Annotated in this window: 8 protein-coding genes and 3 pseudogenes; 7 read left to right on the top strand and 4 right to left on the bottom strand. The window is 49.9% G+C overall.

Annotated features, from left to right (window positions below):
• Window positions 1-36: 36 nt before the first annotated feature.
• From htpX to CGZ65_RS07570, 4 genes are all read right to left on the bottom strand, one after another.
• On the bottom strand, window positions 37-876 hold the full coding sequence (gene htpX, locus CGZ65_RS07585; protein ID WP_096295407.1) for a protease HtpX: 840 nt from the start codon (window positions 874-876) through the stop codon (window positions 37-39).
• A 252-nt stretch (window positions 877-1128) separates the two neighbouring features.
• Window positions 1129-2574 carry a LutB/LldF family L-lactate oxidation iron-sulfur protein gene (locus CGZ65_RS07580; protein ID WP_096295406.1) on the bottom strand — a complete coding sequence of 482 codons (1446 nt, stop codon included), beginning with the start codon at window positions 2572-2574 and terminating at the stop codon, window positions 1129-1131.
• Window positions 2571-3272 carry a LutC/YkgG family protein gene (locus CGZ65_RS07575; RefSeq protein WP_096295405.1) on the bottom strand — a complete coding sequence of 234 codons (702 nt, stop codon included), beginning with the start codon at window positions 3270-3272 and terminating at the stop codon, window positions 2571-2573. Before CGZ65_RS07575 ends, CGZ65_RS07580 begins: the two co-directional genes overlap by 4 nt.
• A complete protein-coding gene (locus tag CGZ65_RS07570) occupies window positions 3269-4048 on the bottom strand; it encodes a (Fe-S)-binding protein (RefSeq protein ID WP_096295404.1) in 780 nt (259 codons plus the stop codon). The genes CGZ65_RS07575 and CGZ65_RS07570 overlap by 4 nt, the downstream gene beginning before the upstream one ends.
• 631 nt (window positions 4049-4679) lie before the next feature.
• On the opposite strand from CGZ65_RS07570, the pseudogene CGZ65_RS14645 reads away from it, so the two are divergent.
• The 7 genes and pseudogenes from CGZ65_RS14645 (at window position 4680) to CGZ65_RS07540 (ending at window position 13148) form a co-directional block, all read left to right on the top strand.
• Window positions 4680-6065 (top strand): annotated as a pseudogene (locus tag CGZ65_RS14645) (MFS transporter).
• A 123-nt stretch (window positions 6066-6188) separates the two neighbouring features.
• Window positions 6189-7720 (top strand): annotated as a pseudogene (locus CGZ65_RS07560) (phospholipase D family protein).
• Between the two features lie 70 nt (window positions 7721-7790).
• Window positions 7791-8290, top strand: a pseudogene (locus CGZ65_RS07555) (C40 family peptidase).
• 93 nt (window positions 8291-8383) lie between these two features.
• Entirely contained in the window at window positions 8384-9289 is a 906-nt protein-coding gene (gene hemF, locus CGZ65_RS07550; protein WP_096295403.1) for an oxygen-dependent coproporphyrinogen oxidase, read from the top strand.
• A gap of 245 nt (window positions 9290-9534) precedes the next feature.
• On the top strand, window positions 9535-11394 hold the full coding sequence (gene ilvD, locus CGZ65_RS07545; protein ID WP_096295402.1) for a dihydroxy-acid dehydratase: 1860 nt from the start codon (window positions 9535-9537) through the stop codon (window positions 11392-11394).
• A 207-nt stretch (window positions 11395-11601) separates the two neighbouring features.
• Window positions 11602-11730, top strand: a complete 129-nt coding sequence (locus CGZ65_RS14640; protein WP_269768586.1) for a hypothetical protein — start codon at window positions 11602-11604, stop codon at window positions 11728-11730.
• 128 nt (window positions 11731-11858) lie between these two features.
• Complete coding sequence (locus tag CGZ65_RS07540) at window positions 11859-13148, top strand: CAP domain-containing protein (protein ID WP_096295401.1); 1290 nt, start codon at window positions 11859-11861, stop codon at window positions 13146-13148.
• Window positions 13149-13505 lie beyond the last annotated feature (357 nt).

The following is a 13505-nucleotide window of genomic DNA, read 5'->3' as shown; positions in this document are numbered from 1 at the left end:
TGAAATATTTCAGACGGCCTTTGATAATGTAATTTTTTATTGAGCTTTCAAGCGGGCAATGCGGTTATCCAAGGATGGGTGGGTGCTCAACAGCGAATCTTTGCTTTCACTGGCAATACCCATGGCGTTCATCTCTTGCGGCAAATCGCTTGCGGCACCTTTCAATCGTTGCAAGGCGGCAATCATTTTGGGCGCGCCTACCAATTTTGCAGCACCTGCATCAGCGCGGTATTCCCGTTGGCGGCTGAACCACATCACGATAAGGCTGGCCAAGAAGCCGAAGACGATTTGCAACACCATGCTGACCATGAAATACATACCGTTGGATGTGCTGCCGTCCTCATTGCGGGCAACTATGCCGGAAACGATGCGGGCGAAGAACACGACAAAAGTATTGACTACGCCTTGAATCAAGGTCAGCGTTACCATGTCGCCATTGCCGACGTGTGCCATTTCGTGCGCCAAAACAGCTTCTACTTCGTCGCGAGTCATATGGTCGAGCAGGCCGGTGGATACGGCAACCAATGAGTTGTTTTTGCTGGCGCCGGTGGCGAATGCGTTTGGTTCCGGTGAATGGTAAATGGCTACTTCCGGTGTTTTTAAATTCCATTGGCGCGCTTGGGCTTCAACGGTGGACAATAACCAAGCTTCTTCTTCGCTGCGCGGCTGGGTAATCACCTCCGCACTAACCGAGCGTTTGGCCATGGTTTTGGAAAGCAGCAGGGAAATAATCGAACCGCTGAAGCCGACAACGGCAGAATAAACCAACAGGCTGCCGACTTCATCGGAGCTGTTGATGCCTAAAATAGCCAAGACGATGCGGATAACGATCAGGACGGCAATGTTGGTAGCAAGAAACAAGAAAATGCGTTTCACCGGATGGATTCCTTTATGTTGGTGTGTGGTTTGTTTTTATGCTGCCCGAGGTGGCGCAGATCTGACGGTATTGATTGTCTCAAAAAGGTTGATTTTAGGGAATAAGCTTTTGAGCAAAGGTATGCAAATCTGAATGTTAGTATCTGTGGGAAAGTAGGGGTTTATGCAAATTTTAGCGGAATATTTATCCCTGTTTCCATAATCGAAAGGCCGTCTGAACGTTTCAGACGGCCTTGATTCAGTCATATAAAATTAGGATTGGCGTTGTTTCTCCGCCATCATTTCATGCAGGGTTTTTTTCGCAGGTTTCATCGGCACGCGGCTATCAGTCCAGCCCAATTGCTTGTTTGGGGTTAAAGCACGGAATTTGGTTGCTGCCCAACCGAATGCACGGTAGGCTTTTTTGCCGCTGAAAATGCCGTTAAACGTGCGCCATGCCATTTGTTCGCCAAAGGTATGCGCGGCACCTTGGCCGCGAATCGGATGCGGTACCACTTCGCTTGGGGAACGTTGGGCTTCTACGCGCAGACGCTGCATTTGTTCGGTAATCGGGATGCGTACCGGGCACACTTCCACACATGCGCCGCACATACTGCATGCGGTCGGCAGATCGCTGGTGCTTTCCAAACCCAGCAAGTGCGGTGACAGGATTTCGCCAATCGGCCCCGGGTATGTGGTACCGTAAGCGGCACCGCCGATTCGGGTGTACACGGGACAGTGGTTCATACACGCACCGCAGCGGATACATTGCAAAGTGCGGCGCATTTGTTCTTCAACATAGGCTTGCGTACGGCCGTTGTCGAGCAATACCAAGTGCATTTCCTGCGGTCCGTCCAGCTCTTCGCTGCGGCGCGGGCCGGTAATCATATTGAAGTAAGTGGTGATGTTTTGACCGATGGCGGAGCGTGGCAGCAAGCTATACAGCGGCGGCACGTCTGACAATTTGGCTACAACTTTTTCAATGCCGGTAATGGCAATATGCACCGGCGGCACGGTAGTTGACAAGCGGCCGTTGCCTTCGTTTTCAACCAAACATAAGGTACCGGTTTCGGCGACGGCAAAGTTCACACCGCTCAAGCCCACGTCGGCAGTGCGGTAAATATCGCGCAAAGCCATGCGGGCAAAGCCGGTGAGCTGGTCAACGTCATCGGTCAGCGGGGTATCTAAGTTTTGATGGAACAATTCGCTGACTTGCTCTTTGGTTTTGTGAATAGCGGGCATCACAATGTGGGTCGGCTTTTCGCCGGCCATCTGAACGATGAATTCGCCCAAATCACTTTCTACCGCGCGAATACCTCTGTCTTCTAAATAATGGTTCAGCTCGATTTCTTCGCTGACCATCGATTTGCCTTTGACCATTAATTTGCCGTTGTGGGCATTCATAATATTGTGAATGATGGTGCAGGCTTCGGCAGGGGTTTCTACCCAGTGTACTTTTACACCCAAGCGGGTGAGGTTGGCTTCGAGTTGCTCCAGCAAATCAGGCAGGCGTGACAGCGAGCGTTGGCGGATGTGTTCGCACAAATCGCGCAGGGTTTGCAATTCTTCTTCGTCTGACAACACGGCTTTGCGCTTGGTCATCAGCATATCCATCGCCGTGCGCAGGCTTTTGCGCAACGGTTTGTCCTGCAGCGAAATGGCGGTGTTTTGTTTGAAGGTTTCCGGCTTCATGTGGAATCGGATGGTTTGGCTGCTCATGCGGTTTCCTCCAAATCGGCAGGTGAAATGTGGTCGGGCAGAATTGCCAGCACCACCAAATCGCGCGGGCCGTGCGCGCCGTAGGCCAGCGTTAATTGGATGTCGGCGGTTTTCGATGGGCCGGAGATGAGAATGATATTGGTCGGCATACCGTTTTCAACCAGTTTTTCGCCTTCAACGGCGTGGTGGAATTCACCATACATTTTGCTGGTATCAAACAGGCAGAAATGCACCGGCGGCACCAAACTTAAGCTGCGCGGTTGCTCGGGGCTCGATTCCAGCATGATGGTGCCGGTGCGGGCGATGCCGCATTTTGAGCCGCTGAAACCGGCATCGACTTGCAGGAAAAATTCGTCTTTCCAGTCTTCGATTTTACGGTCGAACGACAAGGTTTGAATGTTGCTGGCTTCCAAGGCGGCTTGGGCTTTGAGGCCGTCTGAAGTTTGTAATGGCAATAAGATGTTTTTCAGGCCTTTTTCTTCGGCGGCCTGGCGGAACACTTGCGGCCAATTGTCACGGGTTACCCAGTAAATCTCGGTTTTCACCGCGCGCATGGTCACCGCCCAATGTTTCAGACGTGCCGTTTCGCTTTCCCAGGTCATTTCGTTTTGACGGTAGTAATCAGCGGTATTCGGCTCAATCATCGGGTAGGCATCGGCTTTTCTCAGCTTGGCCAGGATATTGTCGCGTGCGTTCATGCTTTGCCTCCTGTACGTTCTAATAAGAAGGTGGCAATGTGTTTCGGTGCCGGCATGTCGGGTTCGTCTTTAGCAATTTTACCGCCGATGTTCATCATGCAGCCGCAGTCGGCACTGATGATTTCGGTGGCTTGGGTTTCTTTCAATGCAGCCACTTTATCGCTGACCATGGCACCGGAAATGTCGGGATGTTTTACCGAGAATGTGCCGCCAAAGCCACAGCACTCGCTCTCATGGTCGTGTACGATGCGTTCGACATTTTCCATACCGTCAATCAATTCCCAGCCGGAAAGATGCACATTCATTTCACGGCGTGCCGCGCAAGAGGTATGCACAGCCACTTTTACCGGCGCACCTTTGTCTTCAGGGTGATAGCCGATGGCCAATAGGAAATGAGTAAATTCGATCACACGCCCGGCAACGTCTTTGGCTTTGGCTTCGTAAGGTGTGTTTTTAAACAAAGTCGGCCAATGGTGTTTCATCATACCGCCGCATGAACCTGATGGCACGACAATCGGCCAGTTTTCAGGGAACAGATCCAATTGGGCTTTGGCTACCTCAAACGCTTCTTGCGGGTGGCCTGAAGAATAAGCAGGCTGGCCGCAGCAGCTCTGACCCATCGGAAAATGGATGCGGATGCCTTGCTGCTCGATTAAGGTCATGGCATCCATACCGGCTTCGGGCATGAAGATGTCGAGAACGCAGGTACCGAAGAAATATGCATCGGTCGGGACGCTGTCGAAACGGATAATGGGGGTAGGGGTTTTTACGCTCATTTTGGCAGAGATTTCTTTATTGTAATGAGTAAAGGATAATTTTGTACTTTAAGTAATTCGATGTAACAGGTCAAGTTGAATTTTTCAAAATAAATTTGCGGATAAATGATTAAAAGCTAAAAAGCTTATTCCTTCTAATGCTTCATATTATGGTAATCATTATCATTAAATTCAATCGATAATTTGTTTATATTGAAATGAAGATAATTTTCAGATGGCATATCTATATATCTATAATCTATATATCTATAAATAAAAATTATGATAAAAGGCCGTCTGAATCAGTTTTAAAGGTTTGAAAGAAAGATTTGACCTTATGCCGAGACCTTTGCAAAACCTGATGAACCACCAATAAAAACCAAAACAGCCGTCATTCCCACACAGGCGGGAAGTCATCTTAAAATTTCAGAAACTTATTTTATTCAATAGTTTGCCATATTCAAAAATGGATTCCCGTCTGTGCGGGAATAGCGTCGATTCTTTGTTCAGTAGCTTTTCAGGGAGTTTTGCAAAGATCTCAGGCAGTCTGAATTCAGCGGTTTTCCAGACTGCCTTGAATGCCTTAAGCAGGCTTTAAATTCAGGTACAATGCTCGATATTGATGAAAAAAAAACATTATTTAAGCCGAATCATGATGACTCAAGCTGCGAAACCCTCCCGCTGGCTGCCGCTGTTGATGGCTATTGCCATTTTCATGCAAATGCTGGATACCACCATTTTAAATACCGCGTTGCCCAAAATTGCCGAAGATTTGCATGAATCGCCGCTGAATATGCAAATGGCGGTGATTGTTTATACCTTAACTGTAACTGTGGCGCTGCTGATTCCTTTAAGCGGCTATTTGGTGGACCGTGTAGGCACGAAAAAAGTATTTCTCGCTGCAATTTCCATCTTTATGCTGGGCTCGCTATTGTGCGCCGCTGCGCCAAATTTGCCGATGTTGGTGCTGGCCAGGGCGGTACAGGGTATTGCGGGTCTATGCTGGTGCCGGTGCCGCGTTTGACGATTTTGCGTGTGTATGAAAAATCACAATTACTCAATGCGTTTAATTATGCGGTGATGCCTGCTTTAATCGGGCCGGTGTTGGGCCGTTGGTCGGCGGCTATTTGGTGGAATATGCGTCTTGGCATTGGATTTTTCTGCTGAATCTGCCGATTGGCTTGATGGGGCTGATCGTCGGCTGGAAAATTATGCCTGATGTCAAAGGTGAGAAAACGGCGTTGGATTTAAGCGGTTTTCTGATGTTTGCTGCGGCAGCGTGTGCGCTGACCTTGTCGGTAGAAATTGTGTCTCATTCTAATGCCGCGCCGTTTTCATTGCTGCTGGCGGCAAGCGGGGCGGTGTTAATGTGGCTGTATTACGTCATGCGAAAACCGCACCCGATCCGATTTATGCCGGCCATCTGTTTAAAGTGCGCACGTTCCGCCTGGGCTTGACGGGCAATTTGTTTAGCCGCTTGGGAATTAGTTCGGTGCCGTTTTTACTCCCTTTACTGTTTCAGGTGGCCTTTGGCTACAGTGCGAGTTTATCGGGCTGGCTGGTGGCGCCGATTGCACTGGCTTCGTTGCTGGTGAAGCCGGCCATCAAGCCGATTATGGCGTGGTTTGGTTATCGTAATGTGCTGATTTGGAATACGCGTATTCTGGGCGTGTTGATTATGCTGGCGATACCTGACGGACAGGCACCGATAGCGGTGTGGGTGATTTTATTGCTGCTGATGGGTATGTGTAATTCGATTCAGTTTTCATCGATGAACACGCTCACACTGGAGGATTTACGCAGTTATCAGACCGGCAGCGGTAATAGCCTGATGGCTGTCAACCAGCAATTGGCCATTGCTTTAGGTATTGCTGTAGGTGCGCTGATGCTCTGGTTCTGGCGCGGTAGCAGCTTTGCTCAGGCGGATTTGCATATTGCGTTCCAACTCACTTTTGTCGGCGTCGGCTTGATTACTTTGCTTTCCAGCGTGATTTTCAACCGTTTGCATGTTTCAGATGGCCAAGATCTTACAAATTAGCAATAAAAATCAGGTAAAATGCGCGAAGCAACAATTTAAGTTCATTTTTTCAGACGGCATGCAAAAAATAAACCGGCAAGGATGTCTTGTATATTCACAAGGCCGTCTGGAAACAGTATTTCAATGAAGACACCATATTTGACATTCATGTTACCAGCGTTTCTTGTCGGCTGTGCCGCTCTGCCGTCTTTAGACGAGCGGGCGGAAAGCCAATATATCGAAGTGGATTCTGCACCGCGCTTGGAAGCCATTTTAAAACCGTCGCAACAAGGCGAGATTGACAATGATCGGGCGACTTCAGGCATCTATTTATTAAACGATGCGCATGAAGCCTTTGTCGCGCGTGCAGCTTTGATTGAGTCGGCTGATGTCAGCTTGGATTTGCAATATTATATTTGGCACAACGATATTTCCGGCCGCTTATTGTTTAATTTGGTACACCGTGCTGCCGAGCGTGGTGTGCGCGTACGCATGCTTTTAGACGATAACAACACCAACGGTTTAGATAATGTTCTGTTGGCGCTGGATAGCCACCAGAATATCGAAATCCGCCTGTTTAATCCGTTCGTGTCACGCAAATGGCGTGCGTTGGGCTATCTGACCGATTTTCCGCGTCTCAACCGCCGTATGCATAATAAATCGCTGACTGCCGACAACCGCGCCACCATTCTCGGCGGCCGCAACATCGGTGACGAATATTTCCAAGTCGGGGAAGACACCGTCTTTGCCGATTTGGATATTTTGGCAACCGGGCCGGTGGTTACCGAAGTGTCGAAAGATTTCGACCGCTATTGGGCGAGCAATTCTTCCTACAACGCCACCAGCATCATTAAAAAGGCAGCATTGAAAAAGGCTACAAAGAGCTGGAATATGATCGTTCGGACAGCAACGAAGTTTTGGCCAAATACCGCAAAGAAGTCGAAAATTCGGGCTTGTTTAAATCGATGCAGGAAAACAACATCGAATGGTTTAACGTGCATACCCGCCTGATTAGCGATGATCCGGCCAAAGGCTTGAACCGCGACCGCTCCAAGCAATCGATTCAGGAGCGGCTGTTTAAAGCGCTGCAAAAACCACAAAAAAGTATATATTTGGTGTCGCCGTATTTTGTGCCGACCAAAAGCGGCACCGAAGCCTTGTTGCAAATGGCCAAAGAAGGCATTGATGTGAACGTGTTGACCAATTCCTTGCAGGCGACCGATGTGGCGGCGGTACATTCGGGTTATGTGAAATACCGCAAACCCTTACTCAAAGCCGGGGTACACCTTTATGAATTGCAGCCCAACCATGCTGTACCGAAAACCAAAGACCGAGGCTTGACCGGCAGCTCGGCCACCAGTTTGCATGCCAAAACTTTTATTGTCGATGCCAAGCGGGTGTTTATCGGCTCGTTCAACCTTGATCCGCGCTCGGCCCGTCTGAATACCGAAATGGGCGTGGTCATTGAAAGCCCTGAAGTGGCGGGCATAATGCAGCGCAGCTTGGTGGAAACCACGCCGAAATACGCTTATAAAGTGACCATGAACAAATTTCACAAGCTGCATTGGTACAATCCCGAAGATGGCAAAACCTACGGCAAAGAGCCGGAAGCAGGATTTTGGAAACGCGTGACCGCGCGTATTTTATCGTTTTTCCCGATTGAAAGTTTATTGTAAGGCCGTCTGAAAAGTGAAAGGAAAAGCGGTGGAACTGATTTGGAAAGCTTTATTTTTAGCTGCAAGCACCATGCTGTTGGCTTCGTGCGGCACCACCGCCAAAAAGCCGAAAAAAACGGTGAAAACCGCCAAACAGGCATCGGTGCGCAAGATCCAGCCGTACGCATCAGCCACATCGACCGTGCCCACGGTTCGCAAGAAATCATGATTCAAAGCATGGGCTTGGTCGGCACACCCTATAAATGGGGCGGCAGTACCACGGCTACCGGCTTCGATTGCAGCGGCATGATTCAATATATTTATAAAAACGCACTCGGCGTAAATTTACCACGCACCGCCCGCGATATGGCCGCCGCCTCGCGCAAAATTCCCGACAGCCAATTGAAACCGGGCGACTTGGTGTTTTTCAATACCAGCAAGCGCACCAAATATTCGCATGTCGGTATCTACATCGGTAATGGAGAATTCATACACGCGCCAAGCAGCGGCAAAACCATTCAAACCGAAAAACTGGCCAAGCCGTTTTACGCCAAAAATTACTTGGGCGCGCATACCTTTTTTACCAATTGATGCCGTCTGAAAGCGGTATTTGTCAAACCACGTCATCAAGGCCGTCTGAAATCTTTCAGACGGCCTCGGCACCAATAAAAACAAGGAAACATCATGCACACCGAAACCGTATTGTCCGTATTGAAAAACCTGCAAAACCACATCTGTGCCGCATTGGAAGCCGAAGACGGCGGCGCGGTGTTTGTACGCGGCGAATGGACGAGTAAACTCGGTAAAGGTGAATCACGAGTGTTAAAAAACGGTGCGGTTTTTGAGCAGGCGGGCGTAAATTTTTCCCATGTCAAAGGTGAAAAAATGCCGGTATCAGCCACGGCCCACCGTCCTGAATTGGCCGGCGCCGCATTTGAAGCCATGGGCGTGTCGCTGGTGATTCACCCGAAAAATCCGTATGTGCCTACCAGCCATGCCAACGTGCGCTTTTTCATTGCGTATCCCGAAAATCAAGCGCCGGTGTGGTGGTTCGGCGGCGGCTTCGATCTGACGCCGTTTTATCCGTTTGAAGAAGACATTCTGCATTGGCACCGCGTGGCGGAAAAGCTGTGCCGCCCGTTTGGCGCGGAAGTCTATCCCGAATACAAAAAATGGTGCGACGATTATTTCTATCTCAAACACCGTGGCGAAACCCGCGGTGTCGGCGGCCTGTTTTTTGATGACTTAAACTGCTGGGATTTCGACACCTGCCTGAATTTCATCCAAGCTGTCGGCGAAGGCTATATGAAAGCCTACCAACCAATTGTTTGCAAAAGGAAAAACACCGCATACGGCGAACGCGAACGTGATTTCCAGATCTACCGCCGCGGCCGCTATGTCGAATTCAATCTGGTGTGGGACAGAGGCACGCTCTTCGGCTTGCAAAGCGGCGGCCGCACCGAAAGCATTTTGATGTCGATGCCGCCACTCGTGCGCTTTGAATACCAATATCAGCCGGAAGCAGGCAGCCCGGAAGCGCGTTTGAATGAGTTTTTAACGCCGCGTGATTGGTTGAGTGAGTCGGAATAATAATGTTTAGGCTGTCTGAAAAACTTATTCAGGTTCAGACGGCCTCAATTTAATCAATGAAAAGTAAATTCAGTAGTAGCAAATACGGGTATAGTAAATTCATCTTGATTTCATATTAGAAAACGACAAATTAAGATGCTGATTTACGCCTGATTGGTATAAAATAACCACTTTATTTTTGTTAACAATTTCCCAATTTTCAGACGGCCTCAAATACGCCGCCACAATAAACAAAGGAACACAACATGCCGGACTACCGCTCCAAAACCTCTACCCACGGCCGCAATATGGCCGGTGCGCGCGCATTGTGGCGTGCCACCGGTGTGGCCGATGCCGACTTCGGCAAGCCGATTATTGCGATTGCCAACTCGTTTACCCAATTTGTGCCGGGTCACGTTCACTTGCACAATATGGGTCAATTGGTGGCGCGCGAAATCGAAAAAGCCGGTGCGATTGCCAAAGAATTCAACACCATCGCGGTGGATGACGGCATCGCTATGGGGCACAGCGGCATGTTATACAGCCTGCCGAGCCGTGATTTGATTGCCGATTCGATCGAATACATGGTCAATGCCCACTGCACCGATGCGCTGGTGTGCATTTCCAACTGCGACAAAATCACCCCGGGTATGCTGATGGCGGCCATGCGTTTAAACATTCCGACTATTTTCGTATCCGGCGGCCCGATGGAAGCGGGTAAAGTCATCGGCGCCATCAATATTGCCGACGAGCGTCGTTTGGACTTGATCGATGCCATGATTGAAGCGGCAGACGACAATGTGTCCGACGCGCAGATTCAGGAAGTCGAGCAAAACGCATGTCCGACTTGCGGTTCGTGTTCCGGCATGTTTACCGCCAACTCAATGAACTGTTTAACCGAAGCCTTGGGCTTGTCGCTGCCGGGCAACGGTTCTTACTTGGCCACCCATGCCGGCCGCAAAGATTTGTTCTTGGAAGCAGGCCGCCTGATTGTTGAGATTACCCGCCGCTATTACGAGCAAAATGACGAATCCGTGTTGCCGCGCAGCATCGCCACCAAAGCCGCTTTTGAAAATGCCATGACCATGGACATCGCCATGGGCGGTTCGACCAACACCATTTTGCACTTGCTGGCCGTGGCCAATGAAGCCGGCGTCGATTTCAAAATGGCCGACATTGACCGTTTGAGCCGCGTGGTGCCGTGTATCTGTAAAACCGCGCCAAACAACCACGACTATTATATGGAAGACGTGCATCGCGCGGGCGGCATTTTCGGCATTTTGAAAGAGCTGGAAAAAGCGGGCAAACTGCACACCGATATTCCGACCATTCACGCGCCGACTTTGAAAGAAGCGATTGCCAAATGGGACGTGACCAATCCGGAAAACACCGAAGCCATCGAGCGCTTCAAAGCCGCACCGGGCGGCGTGCGCACCACGCAGGCCTTCTCGCAAAACCGCATGTGGAAAACGCTCGATCTCGACCGTGAAAAAGGCTGTATCCGCAGCGTGGAACATGCCTATTCGCAAGACGGCGGTTTGGCCGTATTGTTCGGTAATATTGCCGAGCGCGGCTGCGTGGTGAAAACCGCCGGTGTGGATGACAGTATTCTGAAATTTACCGGCCGCGCGCGCGTGTTTGAAAGCCAAGATGCCGCCGTGGAAGGCATTTTGGCCAACCAAATCGTGGCCGGCGACATCGTCATCATCCGCTACGAAGGTCCGAAAGGCGGCCCGGGTATGCAGGAAATGCTGTACCCGACTTCTTATTTGAAATCAAAAGGTTTGGGTAAAGCCTGTGCCTTGCTGACCGACGGCCGTTTCTCCGGCGGCACTTCAGGCCTGAGCATCGGCCACGCCTCGCCGGAAGCGGCAGAGGGCGGCGCCATCGGTTTGGTGAACGAAGGCGACACCATCGAAATCGACATTCCAAACCGCAGCATCAACCTGATGATTTCCGATGAAGAATTGGCACAACGCCGCGCCGAAATGGAAGTACGCGGCAGCCAAGCATGGAAACCGGTCAACCGCGACCGCTACGTTTCCCAAGCCCTGCGCGCCTACGGCCTGATGGCGACTTCCGCCGACAAAGGTGCCGTGCGCGACGTATCGCAAATCAAACGCTAATCGGCAGTAACAGGCCGAGACCTTTACAAAACCCTAGATTTGAGTACAGTTCAAAGTTGTAGCAACACAGAAAGCGCAGACATATCATGAAGATAGGCAGGCTTTCGAGCAAGCGTACAACGAAGAAATGTGCCAAAGATAGGGATTTTGCAAAGGTCACGGGTCGTCTGAAGCATCATGCTTCAGACGGCCTCCTGAAAGAATGCAATGGATAAATTCGTTATCGCCATGATTGCCTTGGCCGTCATCTTATTGATTTTGATGGGCGGTGGTTTTGTGGCGACCGAATATTTGAAAAAACATCCGGATATATTCCAAGTGCAGCCGAAAAAATGAATCGATTGAACAGCAAGGCCGTCTGAAAAAATAGTATTTTCAGACGGTCTTGCTTTTATGTTTGGTAGAATGCCTGTATTCAAACAATTATGCTCAATGGCTCAATCAAGGCCGTCTGAAACACAATCATGAAATCCCTTATTCTTTGGCTCAGCCTGTTTGCCGCTGTGTTTGCTTTTTTCCGGTATCAGCAACCGCCCAAAATGACACCGGAGCAATTGATGCAGGCGAGTGCGCCGCACGATCGTTCGGCGGTGGCGGGTTTGGGCGGCTTGGGCTATTTGAACTTTTTGCGCAAAACGGCCGGTTTGCAGCCCTTGGCGCATTCTTCGATTTTGGAGCAATCCGCCCGCAATCATGCGCTATATCTGACTGAACATCCCGACGATGGCCATGATGAATACAACCGCGCCAGCCGTTATTTTACCGGCAACAGGCCGTCTGAACGGGCAAGACACGCGGGTTATATTTATGAAGGTGTGCATGAGAATGTCAGCACCAGCAGCCGCTTTCAAGATGCGGATAGGGCGGCGGAATTTGCCGTACATCAGCAGCTTGATGGCTTGATGACGGCGATTTATCACCGCTTTTCTTTGTTGGAACAAAATATTAACGAAGCCGGTGTGGCCTATGAAAACGGCCGCAATCATACCGCGCTGGTGGTGAATCAAGGGCATAAAGGGTTTAACCGATTATGCGGTTTAGGCCGTCTGAAAGCCGAGCCGTACCGTCATTACTACAAGCAATCTTGTCACAACGGTGCGCTGGTGTATGCGGATGAAGTGCAAAACCGGCGAGAGTTGTTGTACACGGTTTATCCGATGGGACATTTCGCCATGCCTGATTTTCAGGGCGAGCGGCCGGATCCGATGCCGGGGCATGAGTTTACCGGTAATCCGGTGAGTATTTCTTTTTCCGACCAAGCAGGACGTGTGGTAATGCGTTCGTTCAAATTATATCAAGGCGAACAGGAAATCACCCATAAACGCGTGCTGACCCAACACAACGACCCAAATCAGCAATTCAGTGAGCGGCAATTTGCGCTGTTTCCCGTTCGGCCTTTGGAATACGGCACGCTTTATCGGGCGGTGTTTGAATTTGAGCGCAAGGGCAAACCGGAGCGGGCTGAATGGACATTCCGCACCAAAAAACCGGATTATCCGTATTTTATTGTGAAAGGTAATGAAAAATTATCGCTGCAATCGGGCAAGAAATACTTTATCCATTGGCAGAATCATTGGTGCTTAAAAACTTGCCCGCAATTGGTGTATCAGCAGCGTGGCGGGGCAAAATTGGAAGTGTTGGAGCGACAAATCGGTGGTGTGTTGGTACGCGTGAGCGGCGTAGCGGGTGGCGATGTGCGGCTGATGTTTGAAGGTGACCGTGATAAGGCCTTGCTGCTGTATGTATCTTCCTAAATATGGTATGCCGAGACCTTTGCAAAACCTATCTTCGGCATATCTCTCCGTTATGCGCTGCTCAAAGGCTTGCCTGTCTCAATCATATTTCTGCGCTTTGTGCGCTAATCTAACTTTGAACTGAACCCAAATCGAGGTTTTTGCCAAACCTGATGAATGATCAATGAAAACCCAAATGACTGTCATTCCCGCGCAGGCGGGAATCCATTGTTGAGTATGACAAACTATTGCATAAAATAGGCTTCTTAATTATTAAGATGAATTCCTGTCTGCGTGGGAATCATGTCGGTTTTGAGTGAGCCGGCTTTTTAGGAAATTTTGCAAAGGTGTCAAATCTGGAGTTTGCAAAGGTAGTGT

The sequence above is a fragment of the Neisseria weixii genome (assembly GCF_002327085.1).
Classification (GTDB): Bacteria; Pseudomonadota; Gammaproteobacteria; order Burkholderiales; family Neisseriaceae; genus Neisseria; species Neisseria weixii.
The sequence above is the reverse complement of the archived record's forward strand: the minus strand, read 5'-3'. Positions and strand labels throughout refer to the sequence as shown.

Coding starts and splice junctions, on each gene's coding strand:
- CGZ65_RS07580 (WP_096295406.1), bottom strand. CDS start 2,574: ATGAGCAGCCAAACCATCCGATTCCACATGAAGCCGGAAACCTTCAAA.
- CGZ65_RS07575 (WP_096295405.1), bottom strand. CDS start 3,272: ATGAACGCACGCGACAATATCCTGGCCAAGCTGAGAAAAGCCGATGCC.
- CGZ65_RS07570 (WP_096295404.1), bottom strand. CDS start 4,048: ATGAGCGTAAAAACCCCTACCCCCATTATCCGTTTCGACAGCGTCCCG.
- hemF (WP_096295403.1), top strand. CDS start 8,384: ATGCACACCGAAACCGTATTGTCCGTATTGAAAAACCTGCAAAACCAC.
- ilvD (WP_096295402.1), top strand. CDS start 9,535: ATGCCGGACTACCGCTCCAAAACCTCTACCCACGGCCGCAATATGGCC.
- CGZ65_RS14640 (WP_269768586.1), top strand. CDS start 11,602: ATGGATAAATTCGTTATCGCCATGATTGCCTTGGCCGTCATCTTATTG.
- CGZ65_RS07540 (WP_096295401.1), top strand. CDS start 11,859: ATGAAATCCCTTATTCTTTGGCTCAGCCTGTTTGCCGCTGTGTTTGCT.